The following is a 16,977-nucleotide window of genomic DNA, read 5'->3' as shown; positions in this document are numbered from 1 at the left end:
GGACCCGGGCGGTGGCTCAGGCAAGGACCCGGGCGGTGGCTCAGGCAGCGGCCCAGGCAGCGACCCGGGCGGTGGGTCGATGGCGGCCACCGGGCTACGCCGGCTGGTCGGGCGTGGGCCGGGTGACGACGTCGCGGAACCAGGTGTACGACGACTTGGGGGTACGCCGCTGGGTGGCGAAGTCCACGTGCGTCAGCCCGAAGCGTTTGGTGAAGCCCTCGGCCCACTCCCAGTTGTCCAGCAGCGACCAGACGAAGTACCCGGTCACCTCGACGCCGGCCGCGATCGCCGCGTGCACCGCCCGCAGGTGACCGTCGAGGTACGCGATCCGCTCCGGGTCGTGGACCCGGCCCCGGGTGTCGGGTACGTCGTCGTACGCGCAGCCGTTCTCGGTTACCTGGATCGGCGGCAGCGCGTCGCCGTACTCGGTGCGCAACCCGACGAGCAGGTCACGTAGCCCGTCCGGGACCACCGGCCAGTCGAAGGCGGTGCGGGGATGCCCGGTCAGCGGCACCAGCTCGAACGGCAGCGGGTCGTCCGGCGTGCCGGCGCGTACCGCGCTCGGGTGGTAGTAGTTCACGCCGAGCACGTCCAGCGGCGCGGCGATCACGTCGAGGTCACCGTCGCGCACGACGGCCGGGGTGCCGGTGGGCACCTCCGTCGGGTCGAAGCCGGGCGGGTAGCCCCGACCGAGCAGCGGATCGGTGCAGAGCCGGTTGTGCAGCGCGTGGTACGCGGCCGCGGCGGCCCGGTCGGCGTCGGTCCGCCCGGCGGGCACCACGGGGGAGTAGTTGTTGGCGATGGCGACCGGTGCGGTGCTGCGGGCGCGCAGCGCGGCGACGGCCAGGCCGTGGCCGAGCAGCTGGTGGTGGGCGACCGGCAGCGCGTCCAGGAGCAGGGCCTGGCCGGGGGCGTGCGCGCCGGTGCCGTGCCCGAGGCTCAGGTGGATGAACGGCTCGTTCAGCGTGATCCAGAGTTTCACCCGGTCGCCGAGGCGGGCGGCGACGGCGTCGGCGTACTCGGCGAAGTGGCTGGCGGTGTCGCGGGCCAGCCAGCCGCCGCGGTCCTGGAGTGGCTGCGGCAGGTCCCAGTGGAAGAGGGTGGCCACCGGGTCGATCCCGGCGGCGAGCAGGTCGTCGACGAGGCGTTCGTAGAAGTCCAGCCCGGCCGGGACGACCGCGCCGGAGCCGGTGGGCAGCACCCGGGGCCAGGCCACGGAGAACCGGTACGCCGAGACGCCCAGCCCTGCCAGCAGCGCGACGTCCTCGCGGTGCCGGTGGTAGTGGTCGCAGGCCACGTCGCCGGTGCTGCCGTCGGCGATCCGCCCGGGGGTGTGGGCGAAGGTGTCCCAGATGGACCGGCCGCGTCCGTCGGCGGTGGCGGCCCCCTCGATCTGGTACGCCGAGGTGGACACCCCCCAGCGGAAGCCGGCGGGGAAGGTGGGCATCGGCGCGGTCATCGGGCACCCTCCGGGGACGCGACCAGAACGCGAACAGTGTTCGCACTCTAGGGCGTACGACCCGGGATGCGCCATAGGCGTACCGCGATGGGTTGCGCAAGGGCTTTCGGCGTGTCTTTTCCGAACACGTCCACTTACGTCCGATTTGACGCATAGAGTGCCGAATATCGCGGATGTCCTCAATGGGGGAAAGACGAAATGATCCTCGTGGAACGCAGTGCGCACGTGGTGGCGCCGGTGGAAGTGGTCTGGGACGTCGTCCAGCGGGCCGAGCAGTTGCCGGCCTGGCTGGCGGGGGTACGTGCCGCCGAGGTGCTCTCCGGAGAGGGCTTCGGCCGACGACAACTGGTCCAGGCCGGGCGCGGCGCGGCGCACGAGGCCGAAGTGATCGCCTTCCAGGAACCGAACCTGATCGGCTGGCGCGAACGCGCCAAGGGCGCGGGGGCCCGGGCCGAGGCACGGACCGAGATCTACGTGCAGCTCACCGCCGACGAGGAGGAGGGCGGCACGATCGTGCGCCTCATCGTCGTACGCTGGCCGGCCGGCCCGGTCAAGGCGGCCCTGCTCCGGCTCGGTCTGCGTCGGGTCGGCGCCGACCTGGAGGACTCGTTGGCCCGACTCACCGATCTGGCCGCCGTCGGTTGACCGGGCCCGTCCCCGGGCGTCACCCGCGATGGTGATGGTCCGGCGTCCCCGCCAGGGACGCCGGACCATCGTCGCCCCACCGTCGCTGCCCGCTCGACCGGGCCGGTCGCGCTCAGGCGGTGAGCGTGAACCCGACCGTCCGGACCTCGTCGCGGTGCCGGAACTCGAAGAACAGCCGGTACGTGCCGGCCGCCGGCACCTGCACCGCGAAGGCCACCACCGAACTGGGCTGGCTGGCCGCGGCCGGGTGCACGTGCAGGTAGGCCAGGTCGCCGTGGCGCAGGGCGACCAGGTGCCCGTACGCGCCCAGGTGCGGTTGCAGGTCGTTCACCGGCTGCCCGTCGCGGCCCAGCCAGACCAGGAGCTGGTTCGACTCGCCCGGCCGCAGTCCACCGTCGAGGGTCACCGTGTAGCCGTCCACCACGACGGTCTCCTGCTGCTCCTGCGGTGGCCGGGGCACGTACCGACCGGGGACCGGCAGGTCCGCGCCGAGGGTGACCTGCGCCGGCGCGCCGACCGGCCAGAAGTCGGCGATCACCCGCAGCGGCCCGGCCGCGCCCGGGGTGAGGGTGGTCCGCCAGGTGCCGTCCGGTGCCATCTCCGGGTGCAGGTGCCGGTACCCGGTCAGGTCCCGACCCACCACGATCAGGTGCAGCGTCCGTTCGTGGGTGACCTGGAAGGCGGTCACCGGCTGGCCGGTCGGATCGGTGATGCGGAAGACCAGCTCACCCGGGCGGCCGACGGTCAGACCCGTGGTCTGCAGGGCCAGCGTGTATCCGTCCCGGGAGACCTCCAGCCCGCCGGGGGCGTGGCCGAGGTGCGCCGCCCCCGCCGCCGGTGCCGCCCGCCCGGTCGGCGCCCCGGCCGGCCCGCCGGAGCGGCCGGCGGCGAAGCCGACCGCCAGGGTCAGCCCGAGCACCAGCACCGCGGCGGCGTACCGGGAGCCCCGACCGGCCGGCGGGCCGGCGGGGTCCGGGCCGCGCGGCGACTCCGGCGGGCCGCCGGTGTCCGGGCCGTGCCGCCCGGCCGGCGGCGACTCCGGCGCGTTGCCGGGGTCCGGGCCGCGCCGTCCCGCCGGCTCGCCGGTGGTGGCGGTCCGCGCCACCACCACCGGCCGGTCGCTGGTCGCGGTCACGACAACCGGGGCCGCAGGACGAAGAGCCCCTGCTCGATCCCGCTGACCACCACCACACCGCTGGGCAGGTACGGGTACACGCTCCACGCCCCGTTCATCGAGGCGCTGTCGCTGGACGGGTAGACGTCGAAGAAGCCCGCCTCGGTGGCCTGCCCGGCCGCCACGTTGCGCAGGTCCAGGATGCGCAGGCCGGCCCGGTAGTTGGCCTGGTAGCTGTAGTTGCCCTTGACGTACTGGTTGTGGTCGGTGGCCTGGACCCCGGTCGGGGCGCTGTAGGTGCCGATGTGCCGGGGGTTGTCCAGGTCGGCCAGGTCCCAGAGGTAGGTCTGGGTACGCACCCCGCGCCGGGTCTCGTCCAGCTCGTCGTCGAGCAGGAAGTACCGCTGGTTCTCGGTGAACCAGCCCTGGTGGGTGTACGCCCGCCCGGTGTACCCGATCCGGGACAGCTGCCGGGGCGCGGACTTGCTGGTCACGTCGACCACGGTGACGGTGTCCTCGTTGGAGCTGACGCAGATCTCCCGCCCGGTGTACGCGGTGTCCGGACCCCGGTACACCACGCACTGGGTGTCGTGGGTGTACCCGTCGTTGCTGACGCAGCCGGCCGCCACCGGCGACTTCGGTGTCCGGATGTCGACCATGTGCAGTCCGCCGCTGCAGGTGTTCGTGCCGACCGCGTACGCGTACCCGGTCTCCTCGTTGACGGCGATGTTGTGCGCGTTGCCGAACCCGGCGTAGTGCACGTTCGCCGTCCAGGTCTGCGGGGTGGTCACCCCGCGCAGCCGGGTCAGGTCGAAGACCTGCATGCCGTGCCCGGAGACGTCGGCCACCACGTACGCGTGGTCGCGGTAGACCTTGATGTCGCGCCAGATCGCGGTGCGGTTCTGGTGGGCGGGCAGGTTGCCCAGGTACACCGGCGCGGTGGGGGTGGAGATGTCCACGAACGACGTGCCGTTGCGCCGCCCGACCAGCGCGTACTCCTTGCCGGTGGTGCTGTCGCGCCACCCCCAGATGTCGTTGGCCTGGCTGCCGCCGATGTCGGCCAGCGGCAGGAACGACAGCAGGTCCACGTTGCGGCACGGGTAGCCGGCCGCCTGCCCGTTGGTGCAGGTCGCCGCCGCCACGGCGGCCAACCGCTGGCTCGGTTCGCGCTGGGCCATGAACTCCTGTGCCGACGCCCGGCCGGCGGGCGTGGCGGGATCGTGCGCCACCGAGGGCGAGCCCGAACCCAGCATCGACACCACGAGGGTGCCGAGCGCCAGGGCGATACCGATCCGGACGACTCGCATGCGGCCTCCCTACCGTCGCGGGACCCCGAACACGCTGATCCCCTATCGAGGATTCTGGATGTCGAGTGTTTCGGCGAGAAGGTGATCGTCGATACCGTTCGCGTCATACCGCCGACCCTGACCGTCGCCGGTGCGGCGGGCGCGCCCCGCTCGGTGGGCGCACACGCGAGGGGCCCGGCGCGGTGTGGTCACACCGGGCCGGGCCCCTGCGGGGCGTACCCCTGGCTAGCTGTCGCCGCCGGTCTCGCCGACCGGTGCGGCGTTCACGTCGTCGATGGCGTACTTCTTGGCCGCCTCGGCCGGGACGTTGGCCGGCACCGCGCCGCGCAGCGCGAGCTGCCGCAGCGTGGCGACGGTCACCGACTCGGCGTCGACGTGGAAGTGCCGGCGCAGCGCGTGCCGGGTGTCGGACATGCCGAACCCGTCGGTGCCCAGCGAGGTGTAGTCACCGGGCACCCAGCGGGAGATCAGGTCCGGCACCGCGCGCATCCAGTCGCTGACCGCGACCTTCGGCCCCTCGGCGTCGGCCAGCTTCTCCTGCAGGTACGGCACCTTCGCCTCGCCACCGGGGTTGAGCAGGTTGTGCTCCTCGCACCGCACCGCGTCGCGGCGCAGCTCGGTCCAGGAGGTCACCGACCAGACGTCGGCGGCGACCTGCCAGTCCTGGGCGAGCAGCTGCTGGGCCTTGAGCGCCCACTGCATGCCGGTGCCGGAGGCCAGGATCTGCGCCTTCGGTCCGTCGACGGCCGGGGCCGGGGCGTACCGGTAGATCCCCTTGAGCAGGCCCTCGACGTCCACCCCCTCGGGCTCGGCCGGCTGGTGGATCGGCTCGTTGTAGATGGTGAGGTAGTAGAAGATGTTCTCCGGGTCCTCGCCGTACATCCGGTGCAGACCGTTCTCCACGATGTGCGCCAGCTCGAAGGCGAACGCCGCGTCGTAGGAGACCACCGCCGGGTTGGTCGCCGCCAGCAGCAGCGAGTGCCCGTCCTCGTGCTGCAGGCCCTCACCGTTGAGCGTGGTCCGCCCGGCGGTGGCGCCGAGCACGAAGCCCCGGGCCATCTGGTCGGCCGCCGCCCAGAACCCGTCGCCGGTGCGCTGGAAGCCGAACATCGAGTAGAAGATGTACAGCGGGATCATCGGCTCGCCGTGGGTGGCGTACGCGCTGCCGGCGGCGGTGAACGAGGCCACCGAACCGGCCTCGTTGATCCCCTCGTGCAGGATCTGCCCCGTCGTGGCCTCCTTGTACGACAGGAACAGCTCCCGGTCGACCGAGGTGTAGCGCTGGCCGTGCGGCGAGTAGATCTTCTGCGTGGGGAAGAGCGAGTCCATCCCGAAGGTACGGGCCTCGTCCGGGATGATCGGCACCCAGCGCTTGCCGAACTCCTTGTCCTTCATGATGTCCTTGAGCAGCCGGACGAAGGCCATCGTGGTGGCGACCTTCTGCTTGCCCGAGCCGCGCTTGACGTCGGAGAACCGCTCGCTGCCGGGAATGGCCAGCGCCTTGCCGGCGGTCCGCCGGGAGGGGAGGTAGCCGCCGAGCTGCTGCCGCCGCTCCTTCAGGTACGCCAGCTCGTCGGACTTCTCGCCCGGGTGGAAGTACGGCGGGAGGTACGGGTTCTCCTCCAGCGCCGAGTCCGGGATGTCCAGGTAGAGGCGGTCCCGGAACAGCTTGAGGTCGTCCAGGGTCAGCTTCTTCATCTGGTGCGTGGCGTTGCGGCCCTCGAAGTGCGAGCCGAGCGTCCAACCCTTGATCGTCTTGGCCAGGATCACCGTCGGCTGCCCGGTGTGCTCCATCGCCGCCTTGTAGGCCGCGTAGAGCTTGCGGTAGTCGTGGCCACCCCGCTTGAGGTTCCAGATCTCGTCGTCGCTGAGGCCCTCGACCATCTTGCGGGTCCGCGGGTCACGACCGAAGAAGTGCTCCCGCACGTACGCCCCGGACTCCGCCTTGTAGGTCTGGTAGTCACCGTCGGGCGTGGTGTTCATCAGGTTGACCAGCGCACCGTCGGTGTCCGCCGCGAGCAGCGGGTCCCACTCCCGGCCCCAGACCACCTTGATGACGTTCCACCCGGCACCCCGGAAGAACGCCTCCAGCTCCTGCATGATCTTGCCGTTGCCCCGGACCGGGCCGTCCAGCCGCTGCAGGTTGCAGTTGATCACGAAGGTGAGGTTGTCCAGCTCCTCGCGGGCGGCCACGCCGATCGCGCCGAGCGACTCCACCTCGTCCATCTCGCCGTCTCCGAGGAACGCCCAGACGTGCTGGTCGGAGGTGTCCTTGATGCCCCGGTGCTGCAGGTACCGGTTGAACCGGGCCTGGTAGATGGCGTTCAGCGGGCCCAGCCCCATGGAGACCGTGGGGAACTCCCAGAAGTCCGGCATCAGCCTCGGGTGCGGGTACGACGGCAGCCCGCCGCCCGGGTGGGACAGCTCCTGCCGGAACCCGTCGAGCTGGTGCTCGGTCAGCCGCCCCTCCAGGAACGCCCGCGCGTACATGCCCGGCGAGGCGTGCCCCTGGTAGAAGATGTGGTCACCGCCGCCGGGATGCTCCTTGCCCCGGAAGAAGTGGTTGAAGCCCACCTCGTACAGCGACGCCGAGCTGGCGAAGGTCGAGATGTGCCCGCCCACGCCGATCTCCGGCCGCTGGGCCCGGTGCACCAGCATCGCGGCGTTCCACCGGACGTAGGCCCGCAGCCGCCGCTCGACGTGCTCGTCACCGGGGAACCACGGTTCGCTCTCGGGCGGGATCGTGTTCAGGTAGTCGGTGGTCGTCAGCGACGGCACCCCGACATGGCGCTCACGGGCCCGCTCCAGCAGGCTGAGCATGACGTACCGGGCGCGTTTGGTTCCGCGCTCGTCGATGACCCCGTCGAGCGACTCGACCCATTCGCCGGTCTCTTCTGGGTCGATGTCCGGAAGCTGGCTCGGCAGACCAGCGGTGATCACCGGGCGCTTGCGTTCCGTAGCCACAGGCGTTCCCTCGGTTGTGTGTGGGACAGGTCTCTAGCGCCATCCTGCCCTTTGCGGGCACCCCGCGTCACCTCTGCCCGGCACAGACGCGACCCTCGACACAGGTACCCACCGGTAACTTCCCCCATCACCCCCCACCCCACCTGCAAGGAAGGGCCCCCTGTTAACGCTTTCGGTAGAGCGGGGTGCCCTGCTCACCGCACGTCCCGGCGCGTCGCACCCGGCAGAGGAGGGGAGCCGCACGGGGCGGGGCCGGCCGGTCGGGTCGACGGATGACCGGACGGAGGGCGCCTCAACCGGTGCGCCGGAGTGAATTGTCACCGTTGACGCGCCATGAGGGCGGATTGCGGTGTTCTGGGAGAACGATGCCCGTGCGCGGTGCCCGGCGTACCGACTCGGGCGGGGGCGGGCTGTGGGCGTACCACGGGGTCTTGCCGGGAGGTTCTACCGTGAGCGGCATGACGATGCGGCGGGCGGCGGCGAGCGCGCTGGTGCTGGTGGGTGGGCTCACCCTGCTGTTGGCGGTGCTCGGGTTGGCCGGCGGCGACCTGCATCTGTCGCTCTTCGTGGCGGCGGGGCTGATCGGGCTGGTGCTGCTGGCCGTCGGGCTGCGGATGCTCTCCGGCACCGGCTACCGCCGGCCGGGCCCCGGGTACGCCGATTCGAGCGTGACGCCCGGCACGTATCCGACGTACCACGGTGACCCGGGCGGCTGGTCCGGCGACGGCGGCGCGGGCTGGTCCGGCGACAGCGGCGGCTCGTCAGGCGACTCCGGCGGAGGCGGTTGGTAAGCGTCCCGGCGGGGCGGGCCGCGCCGTCCGTCAGGTAGCTGACGCCGACCGGCCGAGACGTCCGTGGCCGGGCCGGCCCGGTCGGCCGTAGCCGGGCGGGGCGTCGGCGGTTGCGGCAGAATGCGCCGTATGCGCAGTGAGGTGATCACCGTATCGACCGGTTCCCGGCCCACCGTTCGGGACATCACGGGCGAGGCGGAGAGTTTCGTCGCCGGGCAGGGCGACGGGCTCCTGCACGTCTTCGTGCCGCACGCCACCGCCGGGCTGGCGATCATCGAGACCGGGGCCGGCAGCGACGACGACCTGCTCACCGCCCTGGACGAGCTGCTACCCACCGACGACCGCTGGCGGCACCGGCACGGGTCACGGGGGCACGGGCGCGACCACGTACTGCCCGCCCTCGTTCCGCCGTACGCGACGGTGCCGGTGCTCGACGGGCGGCTCGCGCTGGGCACCTGGCAGTCGATCTGCCTGGTCGACACCAACGGCGACAACCCCACCCGCCAGGTCCGCTTCTCCTTCCTCCCCGCCTGACCGCGCCGTTTGGAAGGGCCCCTTGTTACCGGCGACGGCCCGGTGGTGAGAGGGGTGCCCTTCTCTACCGGAAGCGTTAACAAGGGGCCCTTCCTTACCCCTCAGGGGCGGAGGGTTTCGGACTGGACGGTCTGGCGGGTGGCCTCGGCGGGGTCGACCCGGCGGGCCGCCGCCGACGGGTCCACCGGTCGGTCGTACGTCTGGTGCAGGCCGGGCACCCGGTCCTCGACGACGAACGAGGCACGGGTGTGCACCGGCGCGCCCGGCCGGCTGACGTACGGCAGCACCTCGAAGTCGGCGGCCAGCTGCGCCGGGGTGATCGTGGTGCGGACGTACCCCCGTAGGTTGTTCTGGAAGCGCAGGTGCGGGTTGATCCGCAGGAACGGGTGGGAGTCGCTGGCCGAGTCGGCGCCGTCGCCGCCGGAGGTGACCGAGGAGCAGACCAGCTCCGAACCGACGGTACGGGAGGTCGGGTCGGCGTAGTCCAGCTTCAGGTCGCTGGCCCAGTGGGCGTGCACGTCGCCGGTGAGCACCACCGGGTTGCGCACCCCGGCGGCCACCCAGCCCCGGGTGATCCGGTCCCGGGACGCGACGTAGCCGTCCCAGGCGTCCATGCTGGTGACGGTGAGCGGCCCGGCATTGTTGTCGCGTTGGGCGAAGAAGACCTGCTGGCCGAGGATGTCCCAGCGGGCGTCGGCTCGGCGGAAGCCGTCCAGCAGCCACGCCTCCTGCTCGGCGCCGGTGATCGACCGGTTCTCCTCGGCCGCCGCCGCGCAGTCGCGGTACCCGTCGCCGCACGCCTGGTCGTCGCGGTACTGCCGGGTGTCGAGCAGGTGGAAGGTGGCCAGCCGACCCCACCGCACCCGACGGTAGAGCTGCAGGTCGATGCCGCGCGGGATCGAGGTCCGGCGCAGCGGCATGTTCTCGTAGTACGCCTGGAAGGCCGCCGCCCGCCGGGCCAGGAAGTCCGGATCGGGGGCCTCGGGGATCTCGTCGGCCCAGTTGTTGTCGACCTCGTGGTCGTCGAAGACCACCAGCCAGGGGGCCACCGCGTGGGCCGCCTGCAGGTCGGCGTCGGTCTTGTACTGGGCGTGCCGCTGCCGGTAGTTGGCAAGCGTGCGGGTCTCCGGCCCCTCGTGGTCACGCGGGTTGCCACCCGGCACCGTGTACGTGTCCTTGGCGTACTCGTACTGGTAGTCGCCCAGGTGCAGGACCAGTTCCGGTTCGCTCTCGGCCAACCGCCGGTACGCGGTGAACCAGCCGTGCTCGTACTGCGAGCAGGACGCGAAGGCCATGGCGAGGGCGGCCGGCATGGTCGACGGCGCGGGCGCGGTGCGGGTGCGTCCCACCGGCGACAGGTACCCCTCGGCGCGGAACCGGTAGAAGTACTCCCGGCCGGGCAGCAACCCTGCCACCTCCACGTGCACGCTGTGCGCCGACTGCGGCCGGGCCGGTACGACCCCCTGCTGTACCCGGTGGCGGAAGGCCTCGTCCGCGGCGATCTCCCACTGCACGCTCACCACCCGGTCGGGCATGCCGCCGAGTCCGTCCTCGGCCAGCGGCTGTGGGGCGAGCCGGGTCCAGAGCACGAACCCGTCCGGTGCCGGGTCGCCGGAGGCGACGCCCAGGGTGAACGGATCCTGCCGCAGCGGCCGGCCCACCGCCCGTCGATTCTGGACCACGGTGCCGGTCGCGCCGGCCGTGCTCGCCCCGCCGGTCACCGCGCCGACCGCGCCGACCGTCGCGCCGGAGAGCAGAACGGTACGTCGAGAAAGTGCCACATTTCCTCCCCAAAGTCCCCTTCAAACCTCCCCCCACCCTCCGCGCCCCCCATGAACCCAAGGTGAAAGGAAGGGCCCCCTCTTATCGCTTTTTGTCGAACAGGGGACCCCTCTCACCCCCTGATCCACCCATCGACGAGGGTGGCTGCACTTTGGGGAGGTCTGTGGTCGCCATGGCGACCACAGACCTCCCCAAAGCGGTAGGGGGGAACGTGTCTGAGTGGGCGGGGCGGGTCAGTATCGGTAATGCTGTCCGACGTGACCATCCCGCAAGATCTCGACGAGCGGTTCCGGGAGGCGTTGGCCGCGCTCACCGCCCCGCAGCAACGACGTGACCTGGGTGAGCCGCTCCGAAAGGCCACGGGACCGGGTACCGGGACCGATCCGGAGCCGGCCGACCGGCGGCCCGCTCCGGCACCTGCCCCTGACGTGGCGCCCGTCAACGGACAAACCCCACCGGCCCCCGACCCGGCCTCCGCCGACGGGCGGCCCGCGCCGGATCCGGCCTCCGCCGACGGGCGGCCCGCGCCGGATCCGGCCTGCGTTGACGGGCGGACCGTCCCCGATCCGGCCTCCGTTGACGGGCAGACCGTCCCCGAACCGGCCTCCGCCGACGGACAGACCGAGGCGGTACTGACCGGAGCCTGGGCACTCGACCTGTTCGACGCGCAGGTCGTCAGCCGGCAACTGGATCTTGCCGGCCGGTGGCTGCACGGCTTCGGGGAGGGCTTCTACACGATCGCCTCGGCCGGGCACGAGGGCAACGCCGCGGTGGCCGCCGCGCTGCGCCCCACCGACCCCGCGCTGCTGCACCACCGCTCCGGCGCGTTCTACTGCGTCCGCGCGGCCCAGACCACGAACGCCTCCACCCGGCCGACCGCGAACGCCTCCACCCGGCCGGCCGCGAACGCCCCCGCCCTGCCGGCTGCGGACGACCGCGTCACCCGGGCTGCGGACGACCGCGTCAACCGGGCCGCGGACGACCGCGTCACCCGGGCTGCGGACGACGACGACCGCGTCACCCGGGCTGCGGACGACCCCGCCGGCCACGCCACCGCGACCCCGCACGCCACCGCGACCCCGCACGCCACCTCGGGCGCGATCCCCCCGGCGACCGCTGTCCCGGATTCGGGTTCGAGCAACGACCTGGCTGCCGGCCCGGGTTCGGGCAAAGGCCTGGCTGCCGGCCAACCGTTCACCAACCGGGCCGGACCGTTCACCGACCAACCTACGGCCACCTCCGGCGACCCGGTCGCGGACCAACTTCCGGGCGCCCCCGGTGGCCAGGGGACCGACCAACGTCCCGACGCCCGCGGCGGCCCGAGGCCGGACCAGAATCCGGGTACGCCCGAGGGTGCGCCGACCGGCACCCATGCGCCGACCGGCACGGGTGGGACGACCGGCACCCATACGCCCACCGGCATGCATGCGCCGACCGGCACCCATGCGCCGATCGGCACGGGTGCGCCGACCGGTACCCATGCGGCGGCCGGTACCCATGCGCCGACCGGCACGGGTGCGGCCACCGGCACCCATGCGGCGGCCGGTGGTGGTCCGGTGGATGGGTTCGCCGGTACCGACGCGGCGGCGGTGGGGGAGCCGGGTGGGGCAGCCTCGGTGCGGGCTCGGCCGATCGGGGACGGGTACCTCGACGCGGCGCGGGACGTCCTGCGGGGCATGGTGGCCTCGGCGCGGGAGCCGCTCGCCGGGGGGCGGCACAAGGTGTTCGGCCGGGCCGATCTGGCCGTCGTGCCGACGACGAGCACGGCCGGCTCGTACCTGCCCCGGGCGGTCGGGCTGGGGCTGGCCCTGGAACGGCTGCGCCGCCTCGACGTCCCCGACACCGCCGAGGACGCCGACCGGGCGCAGCGGTCGGGTTGGCCGGCCGACGCCATCGTGGTCTGCTCGTTCGGCGACGCCTCGGTGAACCATGCCAATGCCACTGCGGCGTTCAACGCGGCCGGTTGGTGTGACCACACCGGGCTGCGGATCCCGGTGCTCTTCGTCTGTGAGGACAACGGCCTCGGTTCACCCGAGGGCTGGGTGACGCAGGCGTTGCGGTCGCGCCCCGGCATCCGGTACTTCGCCGCCGACGGTGGTGACCTGGTGGGGACGTACCGGGTGGCGGCCGAGGCGCAGGCCTGGGTACGACGCCACCGGCGGCCCGCCGTGCTGCACCTGAGCACGGTACGGCTGTGGGACCGCCAGGAGGCCCGCAACGAGTACGACACCGTGGCCGGCGAGCGCGATCCGGTGCTGGCCACCGCTCAGTCGCTGGTGTCGGCCGGCTTCGTCACCGGTGAGGAGCTGCTGTCCCGGTACGACGAGGCGGGCTGGCAGGTGCGTCGGCTGGCCGAGGAGGCCATCGGCGAACCGAAGCTGGCCGAGCCGGTCGAGGTGCTCGCGGCGCTGGCCCCCCGCCGGCCGGCGCGGGTCGCCCGGGCGGTGGCCGACGCGGCGGCGCGGGCGGCCGGTCCGGCGGCGGCGGTCCGGGCGGAGGCGTTCGGGGGCAAGCCGCCCGAGCTGGCCGGCCCGCTCACCCTGGCGCAGAGCATCAACGCGGCGCTCACCGACGGGCTGCTGGACCATTCCGGCGCGGCGGTCTTCGGGGTCGACGTGGCGGCGCGGGGCGGGGTGAACGGGGTGACCGAGGGGCTGCGGGACCGGTTCGGTCCGGCCCGGGTCTTCGACACGTTGCTCGACGAGACCTCGATCCTCGGCCTGGCCCTCGGTGCCGGCCTGGCCGGGATGCTGCCGGTGCCGGAGATCCGGTATCTGGCGTACCTGCACCACGCCGAGGACCAGTTGCGGGGCGAGGCGGCCGGCCTGCAGTTCCTCTCCTCCGGCGCGTTCCGCAATCCGATGGTGGTGCGGGTGGCCGGGCTGGCGACGCCGGACGGGCTCGGTGGCCCGGTGCACGACGACAACTCGGTGGCCGTACTCCGGGATGTGCCGGGTCTGGTGATCGCGGTGCCGGCACGGCCGGACGATGCCGCGCCCATGCTGCGGACGTGCCTGGCCAGCGCGGCGGTGGACGGCAGCGTCTGCGTGTTCCTGGAGCCGGCCGCGCTGTACCACGCCCGCGACCTGTACGCCGAGGGCGACGGCGAGTGGCTCGGGGAGTACGCCGAGCCGGGCCGGTGGGCCGGCGGGCACGTCCCGGTCGGGCGGGCCCGGGTGTACGGGGTCGGCTCCGCCGAGGATGTCACCATCATCACGTTCGGTAACGGAGTGTGGATGTCGCTGCGGGCGGCGTCGGCACTGGCCGACGAGGGGATCGGCACCCGCGTGGTGGACCTGCGGTGGCTGGCTCCGCTGCCGGTGGCCGATCTCATCCGGGAGGCCTCGGCGACCGGTCGGGTGCTGGTCGTGGACGAGACCAGGCGCTCCGGTGGGGTCGGTGAGGGGGTGATCGCCGCCCTGGTCGATGCCGGATATGTGGGTGCCGCGCGAAGAGTAGCAGCAGTTGACTCTTTTGTCCCGCTAGGTCCGGCGGCTGGCCGGGTGTTGGTGTCCGAGGATGCCATCACCCAGGGTGCCCGTACGCTGCTGGCGCGGTAAATTCCGTTCCACCCGGTGCGCCACTTGCGCGCGGCGGCACAAGTGTGTGGACTTGCCCTGACGGCGTCATGAGCGACGCCGCCCAGCACGAGATGAGGAGGCACGCGACAGTGAGCGCGACCGCTGGTCAGGCCGCCGACGGGGTACGCAGCCTGGCGGACCGGTTCGGGATCGAACCGGGGATGGTCGTCATGGAGATGGGGTACGACGATGACGTCGACCAGGATCTCCGCGACGTCCTTACCGACCGCTGTGGAGAACTGGTCGACGAGGACACCGACGAGGTGGTCGACGCCGTACTGGTGTGGTATCGCGACGGCGACGGTGACCTCTTCGAACTGCTCGTCGACGCCCTCGGCCCGCTGGCCGACAACGGCGTGGTGTGGCTGTTGACGCCCAAGGCCGGCCGGGACGGGCACGTCGAGCCCAGCGAGGTGGCCGAGTCCGCGCAGACCGCCGGCCTGCAGCAGACCTCGACCATCAGCGCCGGCCGCGACTGGAGCGGCGCCCGCCTCGTGCTGCGTCGCGGCGCCAAGGCCAAGAAGTAGGACCCCCGGCCGCCACCATCGGTGGCGGGCGTGGTTCACCGTGAACAACCCCCAGGGAGATGGCATGCCGATCGAGGTGGGCGCCGAGGCGCCGGACTTCGTGCTGAAGGACCAGAACAACCAGGAGGTCCGGCTGTCGGACTTCCGGGGCAAGCGGACCGTTCTGCTCGTCTTCTACCCCCTCGCCTTCACCGGCGTCTGCTCGGGTGAGCTCTGCGAGGTGCGGGACAACCTCAACGAGTACGTCAACGACGATGTCCAGGTGCTCACCGTCAGCGTCGACTCGGTCTACACCCACAAGGTCTGGGCCGAGAAGGAGGGCTACCAGTTCCCGCTGCTCGCCGACTTCTGGCCGCACGGGGCGGTCGCCCAGGCGTACCAGGTCTTCAACGAGGTCGCCGGGATCGCCAACCGGGGCACCTTCGTGATCGACAAGGCAGGCGTGGTCCGGTTCGCCGAGATGAACATGCCCGGTGAGGCCCGTGACCAGCAGGGCTGGCGCAAGGCCCTGGCGGAGGCCACCGCCGCCTGATCCCGTTCGACCGGGCCGGTGGCCGGCAGGTAAGCTGACCAGCCACCGGCCCGCCGTACGGGGCGGGGCGTACCGGGCGCGTAGCTCAGTGGGAGAGCACTCGCCTTACAAGCGAGGGGTCGCAGGTTCGAAACCTGCCGCGCCCACCGGTAAGGAAGGGCCCCTTCTTAACGCTTTCGGTATAGCAGGGGACCCCTCTCACACTCGGACCGGCCGCTCGGCAGCCGCGCGGGCCCGGGGGTATCAGCGGCAGACCCGTGAGCGCGGGGACAATGGGCGGATGACGTTGCCGTTCCCCGAGCCGACGGGCCCGGCCGCCGGGCGTGCCGAGGTCTTCGTGCGGTACCTGGACTACTTCCGCGAGCAGGTAGTGGCCAAGGTGGCCGCGCTACCCGAGGCAGAGCTGCGCGGCAGTCGGCTGCCGTCCGGCTGGACCCCGTTGGAGCTGGTCAAACACCTGCGGTACGTGGAACTGCGCTGGATCGAGTGGGGATTCCAGGGCCGCGACGTCGGCGACCCGTGGGGCGACCGCCACGGGCAACGCTGGCACGTCGTACCGACGGAGACCCGGCAGGAGTTGCTGGACGCGCTCCGCAGGCAGGGGGCGCACACCCGTACCGTGGTGTTGTCCCACGACCTGTCCACGGTCGGCGCGCCGAGCCCCCGGTGGGACGGTGCCGAGCCGCCGCCGCTGGAGCGGGTGCTGTTCCATCTCGTCCAGGAGTACGCCCGCCACGTCGGTCACCTGGACATCGTGGTCGAGTTGGCAGGCGGCCCGCTCGGGGAGTAGAAGCGGGCACCCGCTGGCGCGTCCGGGCTTCTACTCTTGGCGGGTGGTGGCATCGACGACCGAATATCCGACGAGCATCGCGCACCTACCGGCCGGCCCGGTGGAGTACCGGCTGGACCGGCGTGGGGACGCCGTCGTCGTGGTGGTGCACGGCGGGCACCTGCGGGCCGGTCTGGCCCTGGACGAGCGGCTGTACGCCGAGGCGGACCTCACCGTGCTGGCACCCTCGCGTCCCGGGTACGGCCACACGCCGCTGACCACCGGCACCAGCGTCACCGGCTTCGCCGACGTGCTCGCCGACCTGTGCCGGCACCTGCGGATCGGGCGGGTCGCCGCGGTGGTGGGGATCTCCGCCGGCGGGCCGACCGCGGTGGCCCTGGCCGCCCGCCATCCGGCCCTGGTCGAGCGGCTGATCACGCAGGGCGCGCTGGGTCCGCTGCCCTATCCGGACCGGCGTACCCGGCTGTTGGCGGGTCTGCTGTTCTCGCCGTACACCGAGGGCCTGACCTGGGGCGGGATGCGGGCCCTGCTGCGCCTGGCCCCGGACGCGGGGCTGCGGCAACTGTTCCGCGGCCTCTCCACCCTGCCGCCGGGGCAGGTGCTGGCCGGATTGAGCGCCGAGCAGCGTACCCGGTTGGTCTGGCTCTTCTCCCGGATGCGCTCCGGCACCGGCTTCCGCAACGACCTGCGACCCCACCCGGATCTCACCGCCCAGGTCGGCCAGCCGACGCTGGTGGTCGCCAGCCGGCACGACGCCGGGGCGCCGTTCGCGCACGCCGAGGCCCTGGTCGCCGGGATCCGCCGGGCCGAGCTGCTGGAAAGCCGGGCCCACCACCACTTCTACGAGTACGGCCCGGACTGGCCGGCCGTCACCGAGCGGATACGCGCCTTCCTGGCCGCCCCGGCGTGACCCCGGCCGGAACATCACCACGCCCGCCCCGGCGATGATGG

Annotated in this window: 13 protein-coding genes and 1 tRNA gene; 9 read left to right on the top strand and 5 right to left on the bottom strand. The window is 72.5% G+C overall.

Translation table 11 applies throughout. From position 1 onward, the window contains the following. Positions 1 to 94: 94 nt before the first annotated feature. Positions 95 to 1,459, bottom strand: coding sequence for a GH1 family beta-glucosidase (locus GA0070617_RS21600; RefSeq protein WP_091441665.1), 1,365 nt, complete (start codon positions 1,457 to 1,459; stop codon positions 95 to 97). A gap of 198 nt (positions 1,460 to 1,657) precedes the next feature. On the opposite strand from GA0070617_RS21600, the gene GA0070617_RS21595 reads away from it, so the two are divergent. Then, the gene (locus tag GA0070617_RS21595; protein ID WP_091441662.1) at positions 1,658 to 2,104 is read left to right on the top strand and encodes an SRPBCC family protein; all 447 of its coding nucleotides are present in this window, start codon (positions 1,658 to 1,660) and stop codon (positions 2,102 to 2,104) included. A gap of 112 nt (positions 2,105 to 2,216) precedes the next feature. Here the strand turns inward: GA0070617_RS21595 and GA0070617_RS21590 are convergent, their stop codons facing one another. The 3 genes from GA0070617_RS21590 to aceE all read right to left on the bottom strand — a co-directional run bounded on the left by GA0070617_RS21590 (position 2,217) and on the right by aceE (position 7,489). Then, on the bottom strand, positions 2,217 to 3,239 hold the full coding sequence (locus GA0070617_RS21590; RefSeq protein WP_229688225.1) for a hypothetical protein: 1,023 nt from the start codon (positions 3,237 to 3,239) through the stop codon (positions 2,217 to 2,219). Continuing rightward, entirely contained in the window at positions 3,236 to 4,525 is a 1,290-nt protein-coding gene (locus tag GA0070617_RS21585; protein WP_091441660.1) for a choice-of-anchor B family protein, read from the bottom strand. Before GA0070617_RS21585 ends, GA0070617_RS21590 begins: the two co-directional genes overlap by 4 nt. Before the next feature lie 225 nt (positions 4,526 to 4,750). Then, the gene (aceE, locus tag GA0070617_RS21580) at positions 4,751 to 7,489 is read right to left on the bottom strand and encodes a pyruvate dehydrogenase (acetyl-transferring), homodimeric type (protein ID WP_091441658.1); all 2,739 of its coding nucleotides are present in this window, start codon (positions 7,487 to 7,489) and stop codon (positions 4,751 to 4,753) included. A 458-nt stretch (positions 7,490 to 7,947) separates the two neighbouring features. Here aceE and GA0070617_RS30735 point away from each other — a divergent pair, with 458 nt between their 5' ends. Continuing rightward, positions 7,948 to 8,280, top strand: coding sequence for a hypothetical protein (locus tag GA0070617_RS30735; RefSeq protein WP_091441655.1), 333 nt, complete (start codon positions 7,948 to 7,950; stop codon positions 8,278 to 8,280). 129 nt (positions 8,281 to 8,409) lie between these two features. Then, on the top strand, positions 8,410 to 8,814 hold the full coding sequence (locus tag GA0070617_RS21570) for a secondary thiamine-phosphate synthase enzyme YjbQ (protein WP_175440615.1): 405 nt from the start codon (positions 8,410 to 8,412) through the stop codon (positions 8,812 to 8,814). 101 nt (positions 8,815 to 8,915) lie between these two features. Here the strand turns inward: GA0070617_RS21570 and GA0070617_RS21565 are convergent, their stop codons facing one another. After that, complete coding sequence (locus GA0070617_RS21565; RefSeq protein ID WP_091441650.1) at positions 8,916 to 10,595, bottom strand: alkaline phosphatase D family protein; 1,680 nt, start codon at positions 10,593 to 10,595, stop codon at positions 8,916 to 8,918. Between the two features lie 258 nt (positions 10,596 to 10,853). Here GA0070617_RS21565 and GA0070617_RS31685 point away from each other — a divergent pair, with 258 nt between their 5' ends. The 6 genes from GA0070617_RS31685 to GA0070617_RS21530 all read left to right on the top strand — a co-directional run bounded on the left by GA0070617_RS31685 (position 10,854) and on the right by GA0070617_RS21530 (position 16,936). Continuing rightward, entirely contained in the window at positions 10,854 to 14,156 is a 3,303-nt protein-coding gene (locus tag GA0070617_RS31685; RefSeq protein ID WP_229688224.1) for a transketolase C-terminal domain-containing protein, read from the top strand. A 110-nt stretch (positions 14,157 to 14,266) separates the two neighbouring features. Further along, positions 14,267 to 14,704 carry a DUF3052 domain-containing protein gene (locus GA0070617_RS21550; protein ID WP_091441648.1) on the top strand — a complete coding sequence of 146 codons (438 nt, stop codon included), beginning with the start codon at positions 14,267 to 14,269 and terminating at the stop codon, positions 14,702 to 14,704. A gap of 64 nt (positions 14,705 to 14,768) precedes the next feature. Then, on the top strand, positions 14,769 to 15,236 hold the full coding sequence (locus GA0070617_RS21545; RefSeq protein ID WP_091441646.1) for a peroxiredoxin: 468 nt from the start codon (positions 14,769 to 14,771) through the stop codon (positions 15,234 to 15,236). A gap of 74 nt (positions 15,237 to 15,310) precedes the next feature. Then, a tRNA-Val gene (locus GA0070617_RS21540) sits at positions 15,311 to 15,382 on the top strand. Positions 15,383 to 15,516: 134 nt separating this feature from the next. Continuing rightward, entirely contained in the window at positions 15,517 to 16,026 is a 510-nt protein-coding gene (locus GA0070617_RS21535) for a mycothiol transferase (RefSeq protein WP_091441644.1), read from the top strand. A 43-nt stretch (positions 16,027 to 16,069) separates the two neighbouring features. Then, complete coding sequence (locus tag GA0070617_RS21530) at positions 16,070 to 16,936, top strand: alpha/beta fold hydrolase (RefSeq protein WP_229688223.1); 867 nt, start codon at positions 16,070 to 16,072, stop codon at positions 16,934 to 16,936. The last annotated feature ends 41 nt before the right edge of the window (positions 16,937 to 16,977 follow it).

Origin of the sequence: Micromonospora yangpuensis (genome assembly GCF_900091615.1) — a bacterium.
Lineage (GTDB): Bacteria > Actinomycetota > Actinomycetes > Mycobacteriales > Micromonosporaceae > Micromonospora > Micromonospora yangpuensis.
Note: the sequence above shows the minus strand (reverse complement) of the source record. Positions and strands in the feature narration are given on the sequence as shown.

Bases quoted from the DNA above. Each gene is read 5' to 3' on its own strand.
- GA0070617_RS21600 (WP_091441665.1), bottom strand. From the start codon at position 1,459: ATGACCGCGCCGATGCCCACCTTCCCCGCCGGCTTCCGCTGGGGGGTG.
- GA0070617_RS30735 (WP_091441655.1), top strand. From the start codon at position 7,948: ATGACGATGCGGCGGGCGGCGGCGAGCGCGCTGGTGCTGGTGGGTGGG.
- GA0070617_RS21545 (WP_091441646.1), top strand. From the start codon at position 14,769: ATGCCGATCGAGGTGGGCGCCGAGGCGCCGGACTTCGTGCTGAAGGAC.
- GA0070617_RS21535 (WP_091441644.1), top strand. From the start codon at position 15,517: ATGACGTTGCCGTTCCCCGAGCCGACGGGCCCGGCCGCCGGGCGTGCC.
- GA0070617_RS21585 (WP_091441660.1), bottom strand. From the start codon at position 4,525: ATGCGAGTCGTCCGGATCGGTATCGCCCTGGCGCTCGGCACCCTCGTG.
- GA0070617_RS21570 (WP_175440615.1), top strand. From the start codon at position 8,410: ATGCGCAGTGAGGTGATCACCGTATCGACCGGTTCCCGGCCCACCGTT.
- GA0070617_RS21595 (WP_091441662.1), top strand. From the start codon at position 1,658: ATGATCCTCGTGGAACGCAGTGCGCACGTGGTGGCGCCGGTGGAAGTG.